Source organism: Massilia sp. UBA6681 (assembly GCF_002454935.1).
GTDB lineage: Bacteria > Pseudomonadota > Gammaproteobacteria > Burkholderiales > Burkholderiaceae_D > Telluria > Telluria varians.
Window position 1 is genome coordinate 70,323 of the sequence record NZ_DKJX01000095.1, and the last position, 21,312, is coordinate 91,634.

Below are 21,312 nucleotides of genomic sequence, written 5' to 3' on the forward strand. Positions count from 1 at the left end.
ATGCCCGACTACGACCTGGTGCTGGCCGGCGGCGGACTCGCCAACGGCCTGCTGGCCTGGCGCCTGCGCAGCCTGCGCCCGGAGCTGCGCATCCTGCTGCTGGAAAGCGGCGCGCACATCGGCGGCAACCATACCTGGTCCTTCCACGACAGCGACCTTCAGCCCGCCCAGCGCGCCTGGATCGCCCCGCTCGTCACGCAACGCTGGCCGCGCTACGACGTCGCCTTCCCCGAGCTGGCGCGCACGCTCGAAGGCGGCTACGCCAGCATCGCTTCCAGCGATTTCGCGCGCGTCATCGAGCCGGCGCTCGGCGCCGCCCTGCTCACCCGCGTGCGCATCGCGTCGCTCACGCCCACCAGCGTGCGCCTGGCGGACGGCCAGACCATCCGCGCGCGCGCCGTCATCGACGGGCGCGGCATGCGGCCCAGCGGCCATCTGTCGCTGGGCTACCAGACCTTCCTGGGCCAGGAGCTGCGCCTGGCCGCGCCGCACGGCCTGGCCCATCCGGTCATCATGGATGCGGGGGTCGAGCAGCAAGGCGGCTACCGCTTCGTCTACCTGCTGCCCTTCGGCCCGGACCGGCTGCTGGTCGAGGACACCCACTACGTCGACAGCGCCGCCTGGCAGCCCGAGCGGCTGCGCGCCAACATCGCGGCCTACGTGGCCGCGCGCGGCTGGCAGGTGCTTGACGTGCTGCGCGAGGAACAGGGCTCGCTGCCGATCGTGCTGGCCGGCGACTTCGACGCCTTCTGGGACGAGCTGGCCGGGCAGCCCAGCAGTGGCCTGCGCGCCGGCCTGTTCCATCCGACCACCGGCTATTCGCTGCCGCACGCGGTGCGCCTGGCCGAACACATCGCCGCCCTGCCCGTGCTCGAAGCGCCGCAACTGTTCGCGGCGATCCGCATGGAAGCGCGGCGCGAATGGCAGGGCCAGCGCTTCTTCCGCCTGCTCAACCGCATGCTCTTCCTCGCCGGCCGCCCGGAGCAGCGCTGGCGCGTGATGCAGCGCTTCTACCGGCTGCCGGCGCCGCTGATCGCGCGCTTCTATGCCGGCCGGCCGCGCCTGGCCGACAAGGCGCGGGTCCTCAGCGGCAAACCGCCGGTGCCGGTGGCGCAAGCCCTGGCAGCGGCATGCAAGATTCACCCAGACCAGATCAGGAAACCCGCATGAACCAACGTATTGAACAAGGCAAACAGGCCGTGGTGATCGGCGCCGGCTTCGGCGGCCTCGCCCTCGCCATCCGGCTGCAGGCCAGCGGCATGCAGGTCACGCTGCTGGAAAAGCGCGACAAGCCGGGCGGCCGCGCCTATGTCTACGAGGACGAAGGCTTCGTGTTCGACGCCGGGCCGACCGTGATCACCGACCCTTCCTGCATCGAGGAGCTGTTCACGCTGGCCGGCAAGCGCCTGTCCGACTACGTCGAGCTGTTGCCGGTCGCGCCCTTCTACCGCCTGTGCTGGGAAGACGGCAGCCACTTCGACTACGCCAACGACCAGGAGGCGCTCGACCGCCAGATCCACGCGCGCAACCCGCAGGACGTGGAAGGCTACCGCCGCTTCCTGGCCTATTCGAAGGCCGTGTTCGACGAGGGCTACCTGAAGCTCGGCGCCGTGCCCTTCCTCTCCTTCCGCGACATGATCGCGGCCGGCCCGCAGCTGGCGCGCCTGCAGGCCTGGCGCAGCGTGTACAGCCTGGTGGCGAAATTCATCCAGGACGAGCAGCTGCGCCAGGCCTTCTCCTTCCACTCGCTGCTGGTGGGGGGCAACCCGTTCGCCACGAGTTCGATCTACACGCTGATCCACGCCCTGGAGCGGCAATGGGGCGTGTGGTTCCCGCGCGGCGGCACCGGCGCCCTGGTGCGCGGCATGGTCAGGCTGTTCCAGGACATCGGCGGGCGCATCGAGCTGAACGCGCCGGTGGCGCAGATCGAAGCGTCCGGCAACCGGGTCACCGGGGTGCGGGTCGAAGACGGCCGCCTGTTCGGCGCCGACGCGGTGGCCTCGAACGCCGACGTGGTGCACACCTATGCCAAGCTGCTCGGCCAGCACCCGCGCGGCAAGGCCGAAGGCGCGGCGCTGCAGAAGAAACGCTTCAGCAATTCGCTGTTCGTGCTCTACTTCGGCCTGGACAAGCACCACGAGCAGCTGCAGCACCACACGGTCTGCTTCGGTCCGCGCTACCGCGAGCTGATCAAGGACATTTTCCGGGGACAGGAACTGGCCGAGGATTTCTCGCTCTACCTGCACGCGCCCTGCGTCACCGACCCGTCGCTGGCCCCGCCCGGTTGCGGCAGCCACTACGTGCTGGCGCCGGTGCCGCACCTGGGCAACGCCCCGATCGACTGGTCCGTGGAAGGCCCGCGCTACCGCGACCGCATCTTCGACTACCTCGAACAGCGCTACATGCCGGGCCTGCGCAGCCAGCTCGTCACCAGCCGCTTCTTCACCCCGCTTGACTTCCGCGACCAGCTCAATGCCCATCTGGGCTCGGCCTTCTCGCTCGAGCCGATCCTGACCCAGAGCGCCTGGTTCCGCCCGCACAACCGCGACAGCGAGCTGTCCAATCTCTACCTGGTGGGCGCCGGCACCCATCCGGGCGCCGGCGTGCCGGGCGTGATCGGCTCGGCCAAGGCGACGGCCGGCCTGATGCTCGGCGAAGCCGCGCAATCTCCAGTCGCTGCGCCGCGCGCGCAGGAGCTGCGGGCATGAGCGAAGCGCTGATGGACCACGCCACCCGCAGCATCGAAGTCGGGTCCAAGAGTTTTGCGGCGGCTGCGCGCCTGTTCGATCCGGCGACGCGGCGCAGCGTGCTGATGCTGTATGCCTGGTGCCGCCACTGCGACGACGTCGTCGACGGCCAGGAACTCGGTTTCAACCTGCCGGGCGGCGCGCCGCGCGATGCCGCCGCCAAGCTGGCCGTGCTCGAAGACCAGACCCGGCGCGCTTACCTTGGCGAACCGATGCGCGACCCGGCCTTTGCCGCCTTCCAGGAAGTGGCGCTGCGCCACCGTATCGATCCGCGCTTCGCGCTCGACCACCTGGCCGGCTTCGCGATGGACGTCCAGGAGACGCACTACGAAACCATAGAAGACACCCTGCGCTACTGCTACCACGTGGCAGGCGTGGTCGGCCTGATGATGGCCTCGATCATGGGCGCGCAGGAGCCGCGCGTGCTGGACCGCGCCTGCGACCTGGGCCTCGCCTTCCAGCTGACGAATATTGCGCGCGACATCGTCGAGGACGCCCGCATGGGGCGCTGCTACCTGCCGGCGCAGTGGCTGCGCGAAGCCGGCATTCCGCCCCGCGAGCTGGCCGATCCGCGCTACCGCGCGCAGCTGGCCAAGGTAGCGGCGCGCCTGGTGGACCACGCCGAACCCTACTACCACTCGGCCGGCGCGGGCATCGCCGCCCTGCCCCTGCGCTCGGCCTGGGCCATCGCCAGCGCACGCAATGTCTACCGGCAGATCGGCATCGAGGTCAAGCGGCGCGGCGCGCATGCCTGGGACGAGCGCGCCGGCACGGGCAAGGCGACCAAGCTGTGGCTGCTGGCCAAGGGCGCGGGGAGCGCCCTCGGTTCGCGCTTCAGTGGTCCTGCGGCGCTCCCGCGCGATCCGGCGCTGTGGCAGCGTCCTGGCGCCGCGGTGGACGCCCCCCGTGCTGCGCATGCAAGGCCTGCTTGAGCTTGTGGACCGGGGGCGCGTACAGGAAGCCGAAGGAGACGGCGCCGTCCTTGCCCTCGACCGCATGGTGCATGCGGTGGGCCTGGTACAGGCGCTTGAGGTAGCCGCTTCGCGGCGTGTAGCGGAACGGCCAGCGCTGGTGCACCAGGCCGTCGTGGGCGACGAAGTACAGGGCGCCGTAGGCGGTCATGCCGGCGCCGATCCACTGCAGCGGCCAGGCGCCTTCGGTGCCGAACCAGATCAGGGCGATCGCCACGCCTGCGAACACCACGGCGTACAGGTCGTTCTTCTCGAACCAGCCGTGGCGGGGTTCATGGTGCGAGCGGTGCCAACCCCAGCCGAAGCCATGCATCACATACTTGTGCGCGACGATGGAAAACACTTCCATCGACACGACGGTGAGCACGACGATGAGGGCATTGAGCAACATGGCGAATGAACACGATAAACGGAATACATCGAGCCTACCACAGGCGCCGCGCCGCACAAGTGCCGCACGCACGCCGCTGCGGTTCAGCGACGGTACAAGCATACTTCATCACTGAAAGGACATCCATGCGTCACCTACTGCTTTCCTGCGCCCTGCTGCTGGCGGCGCTCCCCGTTTCCGCCGCCACGGTCGAGGTGCGGGTATCGAACGTTGCGGCCGGCAAGGGCAAGATCAACGTCGCCGTATGCGACCGCGAGCGCTTCCTCAAGCAGTGCGCCCACCACGCCTCGGTGCCGGCCCAGGCCGGCGAGACCGTGGTCGCTTTCCGCGACATCCCACCCGGCACCTGGGCCGTGCTGGCCTACCAGGACGAGAACGAGAACAAGCAGCTCGACCGCAACTTCCTCGGCATTCCCACGGAGAACTACGGCTTCAGCCGCGACGCCGCCGGCCGCTTCGGCCCGCCGGATTTCGACGCCGCCGCCATCGAGGTGCGCGACGGGACCACGACAGCCCCCATCAAGCTGCACTGACGCACCCAAAACGTGCTGCCGCGCCCCTTCCTGATGCAGGTCGGGCGAGGCCAAAAATAACGATAGGAATCGGTTAACTCTTCAGGTATCTTTGCAAACCACGAGAGGCCGGGCAGCGTTTCCGGCCGTGTCCATTACACGAAAGCGGGCCCACAAAGCCCGCATCTCCTTGCTACGGGGAAACAAGCAAATGAATGAGTTGGTCAACACCCTGAACGAATATGTCTGGAGCACGGCGCTGATCGCGCTGTGCCTGGGCGCCGGCCTGTATTTCTCGGTCCGATCCCGCTTCCTGCAGCTGCGCCACGTGCGCGAAATGACGCGCCTGATGATGGAAGGGAAAAGCTCCGACCAGGGCGTCTCGTCCTTCCAGGCCCTCACCATGACGCTGGCCGGCCGCGTCGGCACCGGCAACATCGCCGGTGTCGCCACCGCCATCACCTTCGGCGGTCCGGGCGCGGTGTTCTGGATGTGGATGGTCGCCTTCCTCGGCGCCAGCTCGGCCTTCGTCGAATCCACTCTCGGCCAGGTGTACAAGGAATCGATCAACAAGCAGTACCGCGGCGGCCCCGCCTTCTACATCGAAAAAGGCCTGGGCGTGAAATGGTACGCCCTGCTGTTCGCCTTCGTGACCGTCATCGCCACCGGCCTGCTGCTGCCGGGCGTGCAGGCCAACGCCATCGCCGAAAGCCTGAAGACCGCCGCCGGCGTGAACACCACCGTGACCGGTGCCGTGCTGGCGATCGCGCTGGCCTTCATCATTTTCGGCGGCGTCAAGCGCATCGCGACCTTCGCCGAATACGTGGTGCCCTTCATGGCGCTCGGCTACATCGTGGTGGCCTGCATCGTCGTGGCGCTGCACGTCGACCAGCTGCCGAACGTGCTGGGCCTGATCTTCCGCTCGGCCTTCGCCATGGACGCCGCCTTCGGCGCCATCATCGGCATGGCCATCCAGTGGGGCGTCAAGCGCGGCGTCTATTCGAACGAAGCCGGCCAGGGCACCGGCCCGCACGCCTCGTCGGCGGCGGAAGTGAGCCACCCGGCCAAGCAGGGCCTGGTGCAGGGCTTCTCGGTGTACGTCGACACCCTGTTCGTGTGCTCGGCCACCGCCTTCATGCTCCTGATTACCGGCCAGTACAACGTGCAGGCGCCGGACGGCACCCCGATGTTCACTGGCATCCAGGGCGTGGCGGCCGGCCCGGGCTATGTCCAGACCGCGCTGGAGAACATCATGCCGGGCTTCGGCTCGCTGTTCGTCGCGATCGCCCTGGTATTCTTCGCGTTCACGACGATCGTGGCCTATTACTACATCGCCGAGACCAACATCGCCTACATCAACCGCGCCACCAGCCGTCCCTGGATGGCCTTCGTGCTGAAGCTGTGCATCATCGCCGCCACCTTCTACGGCACCATCCGGACCGCCGACGCGGCCTGGGCGCTGGGCGACCTGGGCGTGGGCCTGATGGCCTGGCTGAACATCATCGCCATCCTCCTGATGCGCAACGTGGCCTTCAAGTGCCTGCGCGACTACGAGGCGCAGAAGGCGCAGGGCAAGGACCCGGTCTTCGATCCGGTGGCGTTGGGCATCAAGAACGCCGATTACTGGGTGCAGCGCAACAGCCAGGCCGCAGCACAGGGCAAGGCCGCCGAAACCGTCCGCTAAGCACGGCAAGCCACGCCCGGCAGCCCGGGCGTGGTATCATGGGCGCGGGTGTTCGTACCATGCGGGTACGGCAGGATGCGCGATGGTCGGGCCGCCACGCGGTTTATTCGCGACCATCCCATGCACAGCATCCATCCCGTTTCCATCCCCACGTCCGTTTCCCGTCATGCCGCCATGGAGGCCGCATGATCCGCATCGAACGCCCCCTCTCGCTGAGCTTCAAGGAATTCTTCAAGTCGAGCAAGGCCGGCGGCATCATCCTGATCCTGTGCACCATCGTCTCGCTGTCGATCGCCAACTCCACGCTCGGCTCTGCCTATCTCGGCTTCTGGCACCAGTACGTCGCCGGCCTGAGCATCGAGCACTGGGTCAACGACGCCTTGATGGCGATCTTCTTCCTGCTGATCGGCCTCGAGCTCAAGCGCGAACTGGTCAACGGCGAATTGTCCGACCTGAAGAACGCCATGCTGCCGATGCTGGCCGCAGCGGGCGGCATCGCGGTACCGGCCCTGATTCACTTCGGCCTGAACGCCGGCAGCGCCACCCAGGCCGGCGTCGGCATCCCGATGGCAACCGACATCGCCTTCGCCCTCGGCGTGCTGGCCCTGCTGGGCAGCCGGGTGCCGGCTTCGCTCAAGATCTTCCTGACGGCCCTGGCCGTGATGGACGACCTGGGGGCGATCATCGTCATCGCCCTGTTCTATACCGCCGAGCTGTCCTTCCTGTACCTGATCGGTGCACTGGCCGTGTTCGCCGGCCTGCTGGCGCTGAACCGCGTGCTGCGCGTGATGGCGCTGCTGCCCTACCTGGCAGGTGGTGCGCTGATGTGGTTCCTGATGCTCAAGTCCGGCGTGCACGCGACCATCGCGGGCGTGCTGCTGGCCTTCACGATTCCGTATTCAAGCAGGGAAGACGACGCGGAGTCGCCCTCGCACCGGCTGGAACACGTCCTGCACAAGCCGGTGACCTTCCTGATCCTGCCGATCTTCGCGCTGGCCAATACCGGCATCATCATCGGGGCCGGCTGGGAAACCGAACTCCTCAGCAGCAACAGCCTCGGCATCATCGCCGGCCTGGTGGTCGGCAAGCCGATCGGCATCTTCCTGTTCAGCTTTGCGGCGGTCGCGCTCGGGTTGTGCCGGCTGCCGCTGGACCTGGCCTGGCGCCACATCCTGGGCGCCGGCCTGCTGGGCGGGATCGGTTTCACGATGTCGATCTTCATCACCAACCTGGCCTTCGTCGGCGCGGGCGACACCATCAACGCATCCAAGATGGCGATCCTGGTCGCTTCGCTGGTGGCGGGCATTGCCGGCTTCACCTGGCTCAAGCTGCTGGGCGGCCCGCTGGCCACGGACCGCGATACCGATACGCTGGATTTCGAGGCGGACGAGCCGCCCCGCTAAAGGCAGCGACGCTCAGCGGGCGTACGCGCGCTGCAGCGGCGTGCGCCCATGCTCGTGCTGCCCGCGGGTCGACAAGGCCACGATCGCGCTGCCGGCGGCAACGATCAGCGCGTCTTCGATCAGGCCGCTGCGGGTCTGGCCGATGCGCGCCATGGCCTGCTTGCGGCCGGCCAGCGTCAGGTAGGCAAGCGGCACGGCGGTGGCAACCGCGACCGCCGCGCCAGCCTTTTCCCTCCCCTTGGGCGCCAGCGCGGCGCCGGCGATGCCGGCGCTCATGACCCGCGCCAGCAGGCCCAGGAACACAGTGCGGTCGGGCGCGGTTTTCATCTTGTCGCCGATCAGTTCACCCGCTCCCATCGCCAGGGCGCCGTACTTGAACAGCGGGCGGTCGAGCAGGAACAGCTCGCCGGGGGTGTCGCGCTTGGCCATGCGGGCGGTGGCGATGGTGGCCATCGGGGTCATCGAGCGTGCGCTGGCGACGGCGCCGATCAGTACGGAGGAAAGCAGGCTGCGAAAGTTCATTGTGACGGACTCCTGTGCAAGTCGTTTGACGGTCACTCAAATGTAGTCAATATTGCAAGATGATGTCGCCGGCCTGGCGCGCCGTCTCGCATGGCTGTCCCGTAGTACTATCGACGACACCGGATTCGCCGCAGCGCGGCCAAGGAGGGAACACCATGTCGACCAGCGGCTCTCGCATGCCCGCCGTGTTCATCGGCCACGGTTCGCCCATGAACACGCTCGAAATCAACGAGTTTACGGAGACCTGGCGCTCGCTCGGGCGCTTGCTGCCGCGGCCGCGCGCCGTGCTGGCCATCTCGGCGCACTGGTTCATCCAGGGGACCGCAGTCACTGCGATGCCGAGCCCCAAGGTGATCCACGACTTCTACGGCTTTCCGAAGGAGCTGTTTGCCTTCGACTATCCCGCGCCCGGCAGTCCCGACGTCGCGCATGAAGTCGCCGAACTGCTGAAACCCACCTATATCGGCATGGACATGGACAGCTGGGGCCTCGACCACGGCACCTGGTCGGTCCTTGCGCATGTCTTCCCCGAGGCGGACATCCCGGTAGTGCAACTGTCGATCCATGCCGCCGCCCCGCTCGCCTATCACCTGGACCTTGGTGCGCGCCTGGCGCCGCTGCGCGATCGCGGCGTCCTGATCCTGGGAAGCGGCAACGTCGTCCACAATCTGCGGCTGGTCGACTGGGCGCGCGCAAGCCAGGGCTTCGACTGGGCAGACCGCTTCGACGCGCGCGTGCGCAAGCTGATGACGACCGCGCCGGGCGACCTGGCCGAGGTCGAGTCCTCGCCGGATTACGCGCTCGCCGTGCCGACACCCGAGCATTTCCTGCCCCTCGCCTACCTTGCCGGCCTGTGCCGGGCCAGCGGCGAGCCGGCCGTCCCGTTTGCCGAGGCAAGGACGCTCGGTTCGCTCAGCATGACGAGCTATGTGGTCGGCATGCGGGCGCCGTCCCAGTTCGGGGACGCAACCGACTCGCAGACGCTGCCGGAGCGGGTGCCGCCCGAACAGACGAACATTTGATCCGGACGCGCGCAGTCAGTCGCGGGCCGCATCGAGCAGCGCCATGAGGGCAGCCTTGTTGCCTTCCGCCGGCCAGCCGCTGCGCAATTCGGCGACCACCTTGCCGTTCTTCAGCAGGTAAAACTGCGGCACGCCGGTGACCTTGATTGCCTTCCATTCGCTCGCGTTGTACAGAATGCGCATCGGCACCGCTGGATTGTCCTTGTTCCACTGGTCGACAAAGTCATAGGAAATTGCCGCGCGCGGCGGCGTGACCAGGGCGAGATTGGCCTCGAGCAGACGCGCCCGGAGCTCGGCATCCTCATGCAGCGCGGCCAGGGCCTTCGCCGAGAAGTGACAGCCGGCATCGACCACCATCACCAGCTCGAGGCCGACTGGATACGGGAAGGCTTCGCGCGTCAGGGTCTTCGTCGCTGCATCGTAGCGGTAGACGCTGCGCCCGACAAAGTCCGGCCCCAGGCGATCATGGACGAGCGGAATGGTCCAGCTTGCAAGATGCGGTTTGTTCGCCGCGAAAACCTTTGCCTGCGAAAAATCTCGTACCGACAGGAGCGCGTTGAGCATGGTCTCGTCGAAACCACGGCGCGTATCGAGACCGCGGTTCTGCATTTCGCGGTAAACCAACTGCTGGTGCGCGACTCCCGCCTGGCCGGAACCGAGCTCGCCGGCAAGCGTCGCGGCATCGAATAGTACCGGCAGGTCAGCTGCCGGCAGCTTGCGCAGCACGCTCTCGCTCATCTGCTCGCCGAACAGGGCAAGATAGCGGCGTTCCACGGGACTCCTGTCGACCACGCTCGATGCCCCGGCCGCATCGCGTCTGCGTTCGCTCTCCTCGTCCACGAAGCGCTCCAGCTGCACGTAGCGCCGCTCGACTTCCGGCGAGGGTTCGGGCAAGCGCAACGGCGGGCTCGAAAGATCCCGGCTGCGCGCCGGTGAATAGGCGCTGCTGTCGATGAAGGCCGCAAGTGCCTCGATCTGCGCGCGGTCGAGTTCACGCAGCATGGCGCGATAACTGAACCCGCCGAGCCCGCGCGTGCCCCACCTCAAGCCGCGGAGAAAGCTGCGCTTGCCGTAGGGGGTGAAAGCGTCGAGCGGCGTTGGCGCGCCAGACGCCAGGATCGCCGTCAGCTCTGCCTCCGTGCGGACCACGACAGGTGGAGTTGCCTGCACCGAAACGGTCGAGCAGGCAAGGCACAGCAGCAGCGCATTGCGGTAAATCCGACGAGCCATGCTTTCTCCTCCGACTGATCTGCGATCGACCGAGTATAGCGATGGCCACGCCGGATATGACGCTTCCGCGGGCCACGTCGGTCCTTTTATGTCGGGCGGGTACACCCGTGCGGCCCCGGCAACATTTGCTTACAGATGAGCAACCGCGCTTAACGCTCAGGCAACAGAGAATGGCTTTCCCTTCCCTTCCCATGCATCCATGAAGCTCGCTACCTTCGCCCTCGCCGCCGCCTTCCTGTGCACCCAGCACCTGGCCTACGCGGTCCCGGTCACCGACTGGCGCACCGACGACCTGCTCATGCAGGCGCCGGACATCAAGAAGGAACTCGGCCTGACCGACAACCAGAACCTGCTGTGGGAACAGAGCATGCGCAAGACGCGCGCCATCCTGCGGCTGCGCAAGGAAAGGCGCGACGAACTCGATGCCGCCGCCAAGAAGCTCGCCAACGAGCCGTCCGCCGAACTGCGCGGCCTGGCCGGCGCGCTCGCCGACGATGCAGCCATGATTCACGACGAGGACAAGGAACTGCGCGACATCTGGTTCACGATGAACGATGCGCTCGACGACCGTCAACGAGGCCTGGTGCTGGCGCGCTTCAGGAGCATGCTGGAGCGCCAGCCGCCGGGACCGGGCGCTGGCGAAGGCCGCAGGGAAGGTGGCGGCAAGCCGGAGGGCGGCGGCCGCGGCGGCCGCGCGCCGGGCGGCGGCAACGTGGGTATCGGGATGGGCCGCGGTTTTTAAGCCGGCAGGGTTTACTTCAGGCGGCAGGTCAGCGCCCAGCAGCTGTCCCAGCGACCGATCTTGATCTCGCGCACCGCCGTGCCGAGGCGCTTGCGCAGCGCGCTGTCGGTCGGGTAGTTCTTGGGCAGCTCGTGGCGCTTGCCGTCGGCATCGACGAACTGGGCCCAGGTATTGCCCTGGGCGTCGGTGCGCGCGACCGTCGGGCTGGCGCCTTCGACGTACTCGTCGTCGATCAGCACCAGCAGCGCATTCGAGCCGATGCGGGCGCGCAGTCCGGCGATGAAGGCGTCCTGCTCCTCCTTCTTGAAATGCGACCACAGGAAGCCGGCGAATACCGCCGTGAACTTGCCGAGGTCGGTGGGCAGGTTCAGTGCGTCGACCACGCGGTACTGCACGTTCTCCAGCCCTTCGCCGTGCTCGCGCGCAACGTTCAGCATCGCTTCGCTGATGTCGGTGGCCAGCACCGATTGCGCCGTTTCGGCGATCACGTCGGTGAAGTAGCCGGTGCCGCAGCCCAGTTCCAGCACGGTGTGGCCGCGCAACAGCTCGCCGACCTGCTCGGCGACGTCGTCGAGGTCGTCCTGGCGGTCTTCGTCGCTCTCGTCGTGGAACTGGGCGTCGTAGTGGTCCGCGATCGCGGTATAGAAGTCGGCGACTGGGTTGGTGCTCATGGTGCTTCCTTGTAATTACAGTTCGTAGTTCTCGCCGCCGCGCATGGCGGACTCGACCATCTTGCGGTTGAGGGTCGGGGCGAGCAGTTCGATGAAGGTATAGATATAGCTGCGCAGGTAGGCGCCCTGCTTGATCGCCACGCGCGAGGTGTTCATGCCGAACAGGTGGCCAACGGGGATCGCGCGCAGGTTGCGGTCGCGTTCCGGGTCGAAGGCCATGCCGGCGATGATGCCCACGCCCATGCCCAGCTCGACGTAGGTCTTGATCACGTCGGCGTCGATCGCTTCCAGCAGCACGTCCGGTTTCAGGTGGCGCAGGCCGAAGGCATGGTCGATCTTGCTGCGGCCGGCAAAGGCGGCATCATAGGTGATGACCGGGTAGCCGGCGATTTCCTCCAGCGACACCGCCTTCGAGCGCAGCAGCGGATGTTCTTGCGGCACCACCAGCACATGCTCCCACTGGTAGCACGGCAGCGTGATCAGGCCGTCGATGGCGGCGATCGACTCGGTGGCGATGGCCAGGTCGGCCTGGTCGTTCTTGACCATGTCGGCGATCTGCTTCGGGTTTCCTTGCAATAATGACAAGCGCACCTTGGGGTACTTCTGCATGAAGCCCTGCACCACCTTGGGCAGCATGTAGCGCGCCTGGGTATGGGTGGTGGCGATGGTGAAGCTGCCGCTGTCGTGGGCTGCGTATTCCTTGCCGATGCGCTTGAGGCTGTCGATCTCCTGCATGATCAGCTCGACCGACTGCAGGACCAGCCGCCCCGGCTCGGTCAGCCCGCGGATGCGCTTGCCGTGGCGGGTGAAGATGTCGACGCCGAGCTCTTCCTCGAGCTCGATGATCGCTTTCGACACCCCCGGCTGGGAGGTGAACAGCGCCTTGGCGGCATCGGTCAGGTTGTAGTTCTGGCGCACGGCTTCGCGCACGAAGCGCAGCTGGTGAAGGTTCATGTGGTGGTCGGTTGTTCTATTGGTCTTGTTAAAGCGTCAGCAGATGACATTTTAAGATGCTTATTCAAGTTACGCATATAAGCAAATGAATTCTCCGTAGTTTGGAATATAAGCACCCATCCGTACACTTGGCCATACATTTAACGGGTGGACAATGTTTGCAAGGTCTACCCTCACTGGACGAGACCATGTACCGCTACGACCACTACGACCATCTCATCGTGCGCGAACGCATCGCGCAGTACCGCAGCCAGGTGGAAAGGCGCCTGAACGGTGAGCTGCTTGAGGAAGAATTCATCCCCCTGCGCCTCCAGAACGGCCTCTATATGCAACGCCACGCCTACATGCTGCGCGTGGCCGTGCCCTATGGCCTGCTGGCGTCGAAGCAGATGCGCATGTTCGCTCATATTGCCCGTAAGTATGACCGCGGTTACGGCCACTTCACCACCCGCCAGAACATCCAGTACAACTGGATCGAGCTGGAGCAGACTCCGCAGATCCTGGAAGACCTGGCCTCGGTCGAGATGCACGCCATCCAGACCTCGGGCAATTGCATCCGCAACATCACCACCGACGAATTCGCCGGCGTCGCCGCCGACGAGATCATCGATCCGCGTCCGTTCGCCGAGATCCTGCGCCAGTGGAGCACCTTCCACCCCGAGTTCATCGCCCTGCCGCGCAAGTTCAAGGTGGCGATCAACGGCGCCGTCGAAGACCGCGCCGCGATCGCCATCCACGACATCGGCCTCACGCTCGTGAAGAACGATGCTGGCGAAGTCGGCTTCAAGTTCATGGCCGGCGGCGGCATGGGCCGTACCCCGATCCTGGGCTCGGTCATCCGCGACTTCCTGCCCTGGCAGCACCTGCTGACCTATACCGAAGCCGTGATGCGCGTGTACAACCAGCACGGCCGCCGCGACAACAAGTACAAGGCCCGCATCAAGATCCTGCTGAAGGCCCTCGGCGTCGAGGAATTCACCCGCCAGGTGGAAGAAGAGTGGAAAGACCTGAAGGACGGTCCGGAAACCCTGACCCAGGAAGAATTCGACCGCGTCGCCCAGTGGTTCCAGCCGCACGGCTACGCCACGCTTGAAGACACCGATCCGACCGCCCAGCATCCGGACAACCGTGCCTTTGCCAACTGGCTGGGCCGCAACGTCAAGCCGCACAAGGTGCCCGGCTATGCCGCCGTGGTGCTGTCGCTCAAGAAAACCGGCGTGCCGCCGGGCGACGCGACCGCCGAGCAGATGGACTTCGTGGCCGACCTGGCCGACAAGTACAGCTTCGGCGAACTGCGCGTGACCCACGAGCAGAACCTGGTGCTGGCCGACGTCGAGCAATCGAAGCTGTTCGAACTGTGGCAGCTGGCCAAGGCCAAGGGCCTGGCGACGCCGAACATCGGCCTGCTGACCGACATCATCGCCTGCCCGGGCGGCGACTTCTGCTCGCTGGCGAATGCCAAGTCGATCCCGATCGCAGCAAGCATTGCCGAGCGTTTCGACAACCTCGACTTCCAGCACGACATCGGCGACATTGAACTGAACATTTCGGGCTGCATCAACGCCTGCGGCCACCACCACGTGGGCGCCATCGGCATCCTCGGCGTCGACAAGGACGGCAGCGAGTGGTACCAGGTGTCGATCGGCGGCTCGCAGGGCAACAACTCGGCGATCGGCAAGATCATCGGCCCGTCCTTCTCGGCGCTGCAGATGCCGGAAGTGGTCGGCCGCCTGCTGGAAGTCTACGTGCGCGAGCGCTATGAAGGCGAACGTTTCGTCGACACCGTGCAGCGTCTCGGCATCGCGCCGTTCAAGGAACATGTCTATGCCACGCCGATCGCGGCGGGCGAACTGGTTGGGGAAGACCACTATGCCTAATTTCGTCCTGCACAAGCAGATCATCAAACACCGCGAAGTGGTCGAGGACGACTGGAGCGTGCTGCGTCTCGCCGAGGGCGAAACCCCGGAATCCGTCGAGGTCCCGGAAGGCAAGTTCATCGTGCCGCTGGGCGTCTGGCAGGCGCAGCGCGCTCTGCTTTCCGGCCGCAGCGAGATCGGCGTCTGGCTGGCGCCGGACGAAGGGGCAGCCGCCATCAAGGACGACCTGTCGCGCTTTGGCGTGATCGCCGTGGACTTCCCGAAGTTCTCGGACGGCCGCGGCTACTCGACCGCCTTCAACCTGCGCAAGCGCCTGGCCTATACCGGCGAGCTGCGCGCGATCGGCGACGTGCTGCGCGACCAGCTGTGGCCCCTGTCGCGCGTCGGCTTCGATGCCTTCGCCACCCGCCAGGACCGCAGCATCCACGACGCACTCAAGGGCCTGACCGTGTTCTCGGAAACCTACCAGGCCTCGGTCGACCAGCCGCTGCCGCTGTTCCGCCGCGCGCCGCGCGGCACGCCGCCGGAACTGACCGACGTCGGCGCCGGCATCTAAGGAAGCATTCAAGGAACCACCATGAGCGACCTCCATCGCCGCGTCGACGAAACGAACGCCATCCTGGCGCGCATCGCCCGCGATTACTCGCCCGCCGTGTTCGCATCGAGCCTGGCGGCCGAGGACATGGTCCTGACCGACCTGATCCTCAAAGCGAAGCTGCCGATCGGAATCTTCTCGCTCGAGACCGGCCGCCTGCATGCCGAGACCCTCGACATGCTCAATCGCGTACGCGAGACCTACGGCATTGATATCGCCCTGTTCAAGCCGCAGCCGGAAGCGGTCGAAGCCTACGTGGCGCAGAACGGCCTGAACGCCTTCTACGACAGCGTCGAGATGCGCAAGGAATGCTGCCGCGTGCGCAAGGTCGAACCGCTCGGTCGTGCGCTTCAAGGAAACAAGGCCTGGATCACCGGCCAGCGCCGCGCCCAGTCGACCACCCGCGCCGAACTGGCGGTGCAAGAAGACGATGCCGCCCACGCCATGCAGAAGTTCAACCCGTTGGCCGACTGGTCCGAGGAAAACGTGTGGGACTACCTGCGTTCCAACGCCGTGCCCTACAACGCCCTGCACGACCGCGGCTACCCGTCGATCGGCTGCGAGCCCTGCACCCGCGCGATCCAGCCGGGCGAGGATGTGCGCGCCGGCCGCTGGTGGTGGGAAAACCCCGAATCGAAGGAATGCGGCCTGCACGTGGTCGACGGCAAACTCATTCGCATCAAATCCGTGGCCGCGTAAAGCAGCTCACCCAAAGGCAAAACAACATGACGACAGTATTCGACAACCCGGGCGTGCTCACCGACGTGAATGCGCGCCACCTCGACGCCCTCGAATCCGAGGCCATCCACATCCTGCGCGAAGTGGCGGCCGAATGCAGCAACCCTGCCCTGCTGTTCTCGGGCGGCAAGGATTCGGTTGTCCTGCTGCGCCTGGCCGAAAAGGCCTTCCGCCCGGGTAAATTCCCCTTCCCGCTGGTGCACATCGACACCGGCCATAACTTCGACGAAGTGATCGCCTTCCGCGATGCCCGTGTGGCGGAACTGGGCGAGCGCCTGATCGTCGGCTCGGTCGAGGAGTCGATCCGGCGCGGCACCGTGCGCCTGCGTAACCCGGCCACCGATTCGCGCAACGCGGCCCAGGCCGTGACCCTGCTGGAGACCATCGCCGAACACGGTTTCGACGCCTGCATCGGCGGCGCCCGCCGCGACGAGGAAAAGGCGCGCGCCAAGGAGCGCATCTTCTCCTTCCGCGACGAGTTCGGCCAGTGGGATCCGAAGGCCCAGCGCCCGGAACTGTGGGACCTGTATAACACCCGCGTCCACCCCGGCGAGAACATGCGCGTGTTCCCGATCTCGAACTGGACCGAGCTGGATGTGTGGCAGTACATCGCCCGCGAAAAGCTGGCCCTGCCCCCGATCTACTTCGCGCACGAGCGCCAGGTCATCCCGCGTAACGGCCTGCTGGTGCCGCTCACCCCGCTGACCCCGGCCCGCGAAGGCGAACAGGTCGAGACCCGTACCGTGCGCTTCCGCACCGTGGGCGATATCTCCTGCACCTGCCCGGTGGCGTCCACCGCCAGCACCGTGGAAAACATCATCGCCGAGACAGCCGTCACCGAAGTGACCGAACGCGGCGCGACCCGGATGGACGACCAGACCTCCGAAGCCTCGATGGAAAAGCGCAAGAAGCAAGGATATTTCTGATGAACGCCATGACCGATAAGCTCAATCAAAGCGGCATGCTCCGCTTCATCACCGCCGGCTCGGTGGACGATGGCAAAAGCACCCTGATCGGCCGCCTGCTGTACGACAGCAAGGGCATCTTCGCCGACCAGCTGGCCGCCGTCTCGCGCTCGAAGCACAAGCGCACCGTGGGCGACACCATCGACCTGTCGCTGCTGACCGACGGTCTGGAAGCCGAGCGCGAACAGGGCATCACCATCGACGTGGCCTACCGCTACTTCGCCACCCCGAAGCGCAAGTTCATCATCGCCGACACCCCGGGCCACGAGCAGTACACCCGCAACATGGTCACCGGCGCCTCGACTGCGGATGCCGTGATCATCCTGGTGGACGTCTCGAAAGTGAAACTGGGCGACGACGGCAGCGTGACCCTGCTCACGCAAACCAAGCGCCACTCGACCATCGCCAAGCTGCTGCAGATCGAGCACGTGATCGTGGCCGTCAACAAGATGGACCTGGTGAACTACGACCAGACCGTGTACGAGCGCATCGTCGCCGCCTACGGCGAGTTCGCCCGGTCGCTGGGCCTGAAGGACGTGACCGCGATCCCGCTGTCGGCACTCAGCGGCGACAACGTGGTGCTCGCCTCGGAGCGCATGCCCTGGTACCGGGGCCCGACCCTGATCGAGCTGCTGGAAGGCCTGTCGGTTTACGACGAATCGCACGCCGCCCCGCTGCGCTTCCCGGTGCAGCTGGTGGCGCGCCACAACGGCCACGAAGCCAATGACTTCCGCGGCTACATGGGCCGCATCGAATCGGGCAAGGTCTCGGTTGGCGACAAGCTGGTGGTGCAGCCTTCGGGCCAGCAGGCGACCGTCAAGGAGATCGTCACCTTCGACGGTTCCCTGCAATCGGCCGTGGCCGGCCAGTCGGTCACCCTGCTGCTGAACGAGTACCTGGACATATCGCGCGGCGACCTGCTCGCCAGCGCCGAGCAGCCGGCAACCCAGCTCAAGCAGGTAGTGGCGGACGTGTGCTGGATGTCGGACGAGCCGCTCGATGCGCGCCGCAAGTACTGGATCAAGCACGGCACCCGCCAGACCGCCGCCAAGGTCAAGCAGGTGGACAGCATCCTGGACGTCAACACCCAGCAACGTCATGCGGCAGAGGGCCTGAAGCTGAACGACATCGCCACCGTGCAGCTCTCGGTCCAGCAGCCGCTGGCGGCCGATGCCTATTGCGACAACCGCGCAACGGGCGCCTTCATCCTGATCGACGAAGTCACCCACCAGACCGTCGCAGCGGGTATGATCCGTCTGGATCAATAAGCGAAGGAAGCGTATGGCGGCACTGGGGAAAGTCTATCTGGTAGGAGCCGGACCCGGTGCCGCCGACCTCATCACCGTACGCGGCGCGCGCCTGCTGGAGCAGGCCGACGTCGTGCTCTACGACGCCCTCGTCACGCCCGAGATGCTGGCCTTGTGCCGCCAGGCGGAGCTGATTTCCGTCGGCAAGCGCTCGGGCCAGCGCTCCACCGCGCAAACCATCATCAACCAGCAGCTGGTCGAATGCGCCGGCAAGTTCAGGCAGGTGGTGCGCTTGAAAGGCGGCGATCCGATGCTGTTCGGGCGCGCCGACGAAGAACTGCGCGCGCTGGAAGCGGCCGGCATCGAGGTCGAAGTCGTCCCCGGCATCACGACGGCGGTTGCCGCCGCGGCCGCGACCAAGCAGCCGCTGACCAAGCGCGGCGTGGCGCGCAGCGTCGCCTTCTTCACGTCGAGCACCGCGCCGGACCAGCCCGACCATCCTGCCCTGCCCGAGACCGACACCCTGGTGCAGTACATGGGCGGACGCGAAGCCGCGGCCACCGCCGAGCGCCTGCTGGCGGAAGGACGGCGGCCGGACCTGCCCGTCGTCGTGGTGGAAAACTGCAGCCGGGCGGATGAGCGTATCCTGCGGCTGACCCTATCCGATCTGGCGCGCGGCCTGGAGCCGGGCCACGGACCGGTGCTGGTGATGCTCGGCGAGGCGCTCGCCAAACGCGAACATCAGACGTAGGGCGTGAACTCGATCCCGTTCTGGATCGCCCCGATCACCTGCGCCTGGTTCTCGGCGCTCTCGCTGAAGAAGGCCAGCACCTGCTCGCGCGGGGTGTGCAGCTCGGTCAGCGCCTTCATCCAGTAATCGTAGCCCGCGCCTTCGGCGCTCCGGTGCAGCACGTTGTTGTACAGGAGTGCGACGAACTGCGCGTCGCTCGCGTTGGCGCCGTACAGGCTCTTGAATTCGTCGCTGCCGGTGAAGCCCGCCGCCACCTGCTCCAGCGTCACGCCCGCATCCATCATCTTGATCCAGTAGCCCACGCCCTCCTTGTCCGGCGCGCGGTCGAAGGCTGCCCGGTACAGGCGGTAGGCCTGGCCGGCGGTGCCCTCGATGTCCAGCGCCACCGAGACGTCGGCGAACTTCAGGCGCTCGACGTTCACCAGCGTGTCGGTGCCGCCGGCGCCGAAGCGATCGACGACGGTCGTGCCGGTCGCGGTGCGCGTGATGTCGAACAGGCTCTTGTAGCTGCCGTACTCGATCGTGTCGATGCCGCCCAGGCCGTCGATTCTCTGGTTGCCCGCCATTGCCTTGATCAGGTTGGCGCCATCGCTGCCGCTCACCGTGGGAGCGATGGAGGAGCCGCTGCCGGTAGTGGTGCCCGTGCTGCCCGAACCCGTGGATGGCGTGGGGGCTGGAACTGGAGCCGGAGCCGGAGCCGGGGCCGGGGCCGGGGCCGGCGCTGGAACTGGAGCCGGGGCTGGAGCCGGGACTGGCTCCGGCGCCGTGCCCGTCGCCGGTGCCGAGACCATCGGCGGCGGCTCGATCCCGGCCAGCACGCGGGCCTCGACCTGCACCTTCCCATCGGCCTGGGTATCGATCCAGGCGGCGGCGAATCCGCCACCCGCGAGTGCGCTCAGGACCGGGTTGGCCTGGTCTCCCTGGCGCATTTCGTTGATCCCGAATTCGCGCGCATCGAGTGCGCTGCCGTCGGCGGCGAAGCGCCGGCCGAAGACGCCGTTGCCGTCGAAGTCGCCGCTCCCGCTCTGCCATGCGACCAGGAAGCCGCCGTCGGCCAGCGCGACCGTGCTGGCTTCGAAGCGGCCGCCGCCGGCATCCAGGTTGGCCTGCGTCATGTCGCCCAGGCGATTGCCGGCGGCGTCGAAGCGCTGGAAAAAGATGTCGCTGCTCGCGAAGCCCCACGGGGAATTCGCATAGCTGTCCCAGGTCACCACGAAGCCGCCCCCGGCCAGCACGGTGACGCTCGGCTGCGGCGCCGCCGTGGCGATGCTGGCGGCCAGCCCGTCGCCGCTCACCAGGATCGTCGCGCCGCCGGCCTGCGCGGCGTAGACGTTGCCGTCGCCCAGCTCGCCCCAGGCGACGACGTAGCCGCCGGCGCCGACGGAGATGCTCGGGCTGAAGGCCGTCCCCAGCGTGCCGTAGACCTGCTCGGCGCCTTGCGGGTTGCCGTTGGCGTCGGCGCTGCGCACGTGCACCTGCCCGCCGCTGCGCCAGGCGATCGCAAAGGAGCCGTCGCGCAATGCGGTCACGTCGGGCATGGCCGTGTCAAGGCCGGCGGCGCCGACGACGACTTCGGCGCCCGGATTGCCGCCGGCGTCGAGAACGCGGTAGGCGATGCGGGTACCGAGGCCGTCGGTGCTGGTGTAGGCCACCACCGAACGGCCGTCCGCCAGCGCGGCCACCGCGGGCGCGCCTTCCACGGCGCCGTCGCCGGTCGAACTAATGGCGATGACCTGCCCTTGTGCGGCGCCGCTGGCGCTGCGCAGCTGCCCGACCACGCTGCCGTTCGGCGCCTGCCAGACGGCGATGAACGCGCCGGTCGACAGTGTCGCCAGTTCGGGGTTGGCGGAAGGCGCCGCCGCACCGAGGGCGAACTCGCTGCCGAACCCGGCCAGGTCGCGCGAGCTGCCGGCTTCGACGCTGTACACCAGCGTCTCGGCGATACCCTTGCCCGGCAGCGGATTGCCGTAGCCATCGATCTGGTAGCGGTCGTAGTAATGCACGGTGACCGCCACGCCGCTGCCGGCGGCCGGCAGCAGCGCCGCGTCGTTGAGGATCAGGCGCGCCGTGGTGTCGGTCGCCGGGTTGTAGGAGATCGAGAACAGGCCAGGCACCGACTGGCCATCGATGACCCAGCGCCCGCCGGTCGGCAGGCCCCAGTCGATCGGGGTCAGCGTGGCGGCGAGTTCGCCGCTGCGCAAGGTGGTGAACAGGACATCGCGGTCGTCGAGGATGCCGACTGGGGCGTAATCGGTGGTATCGGTGCTCATGGGCGGCAGGTTTCTGGAAG

The 21,312-nt window shown here is 66.9% G+C and carries 20 protein-coding genes; 14 read left to right on the forward strand and 6 right to left on the reverse strand.

Annotated elements, in window-relative coordinates; translation table 11 throughout:
- Genes crtY through crtB form a run of 3 tightly spaced genes read left to right on the forward strand, consistent with a single transcriptional unit; the run spans position 1 to position 3,679 of the window.
- Complete coding sequence (gene crtY, locus B2R83_RS17035) at positions 1–1,170, forward strand: lycopene beta-cyclase CrtY (protein WP_292043794.1); 1,170 nt, start codon at positions 1–3, stop codon at positions 1,168–1,170.
- Positions 1,167–2,708, forward strand: a complete 1,542-nt coding sequence (locus B2R83_RS17040; protein WP_292043799.1) for a phytoene desaturase — start codon at positions 1,167–1,169, stop codon at positions 2,706–2,708. Before crtY ends, B2R83_RS17040 begins: the two co-directional genes overlap by 4 nt.
- Positions 2,705–3,679 (forward strand): 15-cis-phytoene synthase CrtB, encoded by a 975-nt coding sequence (gene crtB / locus B2R83_RS17045; RefSeq protein WP_292043801.1) that lies wholly within the window; start codon positions 2,705–2,707, stop codon positions 3,677–3,679. Before B2R83_RS17040 ends, crtB begins: the two co-directional genes overlap by 4 nt.
- On the opposite strand, the gene B2R83_RS17050 is transcribed toward crtB, so the two are convergent.
- Positions 3,582–4,109: a sterol desaturase family protein gene (locus tag B2R83_RS17050; RefSeq protein WP_292043804.1), complete on the reverse strand. Its 528-nt coding sequence runs from the start codon at positions 4,107–4,109 to the stop codon at positions 3,582–3,584. The genes crtB and B2R83_RS17050 overlap by 98 nt on opposite strands.
- Before the next feature lie 125 nt (positions 4,110–4,234).
- Here B2R83_RS17050 and B2R83_RS17055 point away from each other — a divergent pair, with 125 nt between their 5' ends.
- From B2R83_RS17055 to nhaA, 3 genes are all read left to right on the forward strand, one after another.
- Positions 4,235–4,642, forward strand: a complete 408-nt coding sequence (locus B2R83_RS17055; protein ID WP_292043807.1) for a DUF2141 domain-containing protein — start codon at positions 4,235–4,237, stop codon at positions 4,640–4,642.
- A 190-nt stretch (positions 4,643–4,832) separates the two neighbouring features.
- On the forward strand, positions 4,833–6,305 hold the full coding sequence (locus B2R83_RS17060; RefSeq protein WP_292043810.1) for an alanine/glycine:cation symporter family protein: 1,473 nt from the start codon (positions 4,833–4,835) through the stop codon (positions 6,303–6,305).
- A gap of 185 nt (positions 6,306–6,490) precedes the next feature.
- Positions 6,491–7,708, forward strand: a complete 1,218-nt coding sequence (gene nhaA / locus B2R83_RS17065; RefSeq protein WP_292043811.1) for a Na+/H+ antiporter NhaA — start codon at positions 6,491–6,493, stop codon at positions 7,706–7,708.
- Between the two features lie 12 nt (positions 7,709–7,720).
- Here the strand turns inward: nhaA and B2R83_RS17070 are convergent, their stop codons facing one another.
- A complete protein-coding gene (locus B2R83_RS17070) occupies positions 7,721–8,230 on the reverse strand; it encodes a hypothetical protein (protein WP_036214544.1) in 510 nt (169 codons plus the stop codon).
- 155 nt (positions 8,231–8,385) lie between these two features.
- On the opposite strand from B2R83_RS17070, the gene ygiD reads away from it, so the two are divergent.
- Complete coding sequence (ygiD, locus tag B2R83_RS17075; protein WP_292043816.1) at positions 8,386–9,252, forward strand: 4,5-DOPA dioxygenase extradiol; 867 nt, start codon at positions 8,386–8,388, stop codon at positions 9,250–9,252.
- A 15-nt stretch (positions 9,253–9,267) separates the two neighbouring features.
- On the opposite strand, the gene B2R83_RS17080 is transcribed toward ygiD, so the two are convergent.
- Positions 9,268–10,482: a hypothetical protein gene (locus B2R83_RS17080; protein ID WP_292043818.1), complete on the reverse strand. Its 1,215-nt coding sequence runs from the start codon at positions 10,480–10,482 to the stop codon at positions 9,268–9,270.
- A 199-nt stretch (positions 10,483–10,681) separates the two neighbouring features.
- On the opposite strand from B2R83_RS17080, the gene B2R83_RS17085 reads away from it, so the two are divergent.
- Positions 10,682–11,224, forward strand: a complete 543-nt coding sequence (locus tag B2R83_RS17085) for a hypothetical protein (RefSeq protein WP_292043820.1) — start codon at positions 10,682–10,684, stop codon at positions 11,222–11,224.
- Positions 11,225–11,235: 11 nt separating this feature from the next.
- Here the strand turns inward: B2R83_RS17085 and B2R83_RS17090 are convergent, their stop codons facing one another.
- Both B2R83_RS17090 and B2R83_RS17095 read right to left on the reverse strand, forming a co-directional pair.
- Positions 11,236–11,895, reverse strand: a complete 660-nt coding sequence (locus B2R83_RS17090; RefSeq protein ID WP_209588724.1) for a class I SAM-dependent methyltransferase — start codon at positions 11,893–11,895, stop codon at positions 11,236–11,238.
- 15 nt (positions 11,896–11,910) lie between these two features.
- On the reverse strand, positions 11,911–12,849 hold the full coding sequence (locus B2R83_RS17095) for a CysB family HTH-type transcriptional regulator (protein ID WP_036216366.1): 939 nt from the start codon (positions 12,847–12,849) through the stop codon (positions 11,911–11,913).
- Positions 12,850–13,037: 188 nt separating this feature from the next.
- On the opposite strand from B2R83_RS17095, the gene B2R83_RS17100 reads away from it, so the two are divergent.
- From B2R83_RS17100 to cobA, 6 genes are read left to right on the forward strand one after another with little or no spacing between them, the layout of a single operon-like run.
- Complete coding sequence (locus B2R83_RS17100) at positions 13,038–14,726, forward strand: nitrite/sulfite reductase (RefSeq protein ID WP_292043924.1); 1,689 nt, start codon at positions 13,038–13,040, stop codon at positions 14,724–14,726.
- Positions 14,719–15,282, forward strand: coding sequence for a DUF934 domain-containing protein (locus B2R83_RS17105; RefSeq protein WP_292043828.1), 564 nt, complete (start codon positions 14,719–14,721; stop codon positions 15,280–15,282). Before B2R83_RS17100 ends, B2R83_RS17105 begins: the two co-directional genes overlap by 8 nt.
- A 21-nt stretch (positions 15,283–15,303) precedes the next feature.
- Positions 15,304–16,020: a phosphoadenylyl-sulfate reductase gene (locus tag B2R83_RS17110; protein ID WP_292043831.1), complete on the forward strand. Its 717-nt coding sequence runs from the start codon at positions 15,304–15,306 to the stop codon at positions 16,018–16,020.
- A gap of 26 nt (positions 16,021–16,046) precedes the next feature.
- Positions 16,047–16,985 carry a sulfate adenylyltransferase subunit CysD gene (cysD, locus tag B2R83_RS17115; protein WP_027866240.1) on the forward strand — a complete coding sequence of 313 codons (939 nt, stop codon included), beginning with the start codon at positions 16,047–16,049 and terminating at the stop codon, positions 16,983–16,985.
- A complete protein-coding gene (locus B2R83_RS17120) occupies positions 16,985–18,292 on the forward strand; it encodes a sulfate adenylyltransferase subunit 1 (RefSeq protein WP_292043836.1) in 1,308 nt (435 codons plus the stop codon). The genes cysD and B2R83_RS17120 overlap by 1 nt, the downstream gene beginning before the upstream one ends.
- Positions 18,293–18,305: 13 nt before the next feature.
- Positions 18,306–19,022: a uroporphyrinogen-III C-methyltransferase gene (cobA, locus tag B2R83_RS17125; protein ID WP_292043839.1), complete on the forward strand. Its 717-nt coding sequence runs from the start codon at positions 18,306–18,308 to the stop codon at positions 19,020–19,022.
- Here cobA and B2R83_RS17130 read toward each other — a convergent pair.
- A complete protein-coding gene (locus B2R83_RS17130; protein ID WP_292043842.1) occupies positions 19,013–21,292 on the reverse strand; it encodes a DUF4214 domain-containing protein in 2,280 nt (759 codons plus the stop codon). The genes cobA and B2R83_RS17130 overlap by 10 nt on opposite strands.
- Positions 21,293–21,312: the final 20 nt, after the last annotated feature.

Excerpts from the sequence above, each read along its gene's own strand:
- crtY (WP_292043794.1), top strand. The coding sequence starts at position 1 with ATGCCCGACTACGACCTGGTGCTGGCCGGCGGCGGACTCGCCAACGGC.
- B2R83_RS17040 (WP_292043799.1), top strand. The coding sequence starts at position 1,167 with ATGAACCAACGTATTGAACAAGGCAAACAGGCCGTGGTGATCGGCGCC.
- crtB (WP_292043801.1), top strand. The coding sequence starts at position 2,705 with ATGAGCGAAGCGCTGATGGACCACGCCACCCGCAGCATCGAAGTCGGG.
- B2R83_RS17050 (WP_292043804.1), bottom strand. The coding sequence starts at position 4,109 with ATGTTGCTCAATGCCCTCATCGTCGTGCTCACCGTCGTGTCGATGGAA.
- B2R83_RS17055 (WP_292043807.1), top strand. The coding sequence starts at position 4,235 with ATGCGTCACCTACTGCTTTCCTGCGCCCTGCTGCTGGCGGCGCTCCCC.
- B2R83_RS17060 (WP_292043810.1), top strand. The coding sequence starts at position 4,833 with ATGAATGAGTTGGTCAACACCCTGAACGAATATGTCTGGAGCACGGCG.
- nhaA (WP_292043811.1), top strand. The coding sequence starts at position 6,491 with ATGATCCGCATCGAACGCCCCCTCTCGCTGAGCTTCAAGGAATTCTTC.
- B2R83_RS17070 (WP_036214544.1), bottom strand. The coding sequence starts at position 8,230 with ATGAACTTTCGCAGCCTGCTTTCCTCCGTACTGATCGGCGCCGTCGCC.
- ygiD (WP_292043816.1), top strand. The coding sequence starts at position 8,386 with ATGTCGACCAGCGGCTCTCGCATGCCCGCCGTGTTCATCGGCCACGGT.
- B2R83_RS17080 (WP_292043818.1), bottom strand. The coding sequence starts at position 10,482 with ATGGCTCGTCGGATTTACCGCAATGCGCTGCTGCTGTGCCTTGCCTGC.
- B2R83_RS17085 (WP_292043820.1), top strand. The coding sequence starts at position 10,682 with ATGAAGCTCGCTACCTTCGCCCTCGCCGCCGCCTTCCTGTGCACCCAG.
- B2R83_RS17090 (WP_209588724.1), bottom strand. The coding sequence starts at position 11,895 with ATGAGCACCAACCCAGTCGCCGACTTCTATACCGCGATCGCGGACCAC.
- B2R83_RS17095 (WP_036216366.1), bottom strand. The coding sequence starts at position 12,849 with ATGAACCTTCACCAGCTGCGCTTCGTGCGCGAAGCCGTGCGCCAGAAC.
- B2R83_RS17100 (WP_292043924.1), top strand. The coding sequence starts at position 13,038 with ATGTACCGCTACGACCACTACGACCATCTCATCGTGCGCGAACGCATC.
- B2R83_RS17105 (WP_292043828.1), top strand. The coding sequence starts at position 14,719 with ATGCCTAATTTCGTCCTGCACAAGCAGATCATCAAACACCGCGAAGTG.
- B2R83_RS17110 (WP_292043831.1), top strand. The coding sequence starts at position 15,304 with ATGAGCGACCTCCATCGCCGCGTCGACGAAACGAACGCCATCCTGGCG.
- cysD (WP_027866240.1), top strand. The coding sequence starts at position 16,047 with ATGACGACAGTATTCGACAACCCGGGCGTGCTCACCGACGTGAATGCG.
- B2R83_RS17120 (WP_292043836.1), top strand. The coding sequence starts at position 16,985 with ATGAACGCCATGACCGATAAGCTCAATCAAAGCGGCATGCTCCGCTTC.
- cobA (WP_292043839.1), top strand. The coding sequence starts at position 18,306 with ATGGCGGCACTGGGGAAAGTCTATCTGGTAGGAGCCGGACCCGGTGCC.
- B2R83_RS17130 (WP_292043842.1), bottom strand. The coding sequence starts at position 21,292 with ATGAGCACCGATACCACCGATTACGCCCCAGTCGGCATCCTCGACGAC.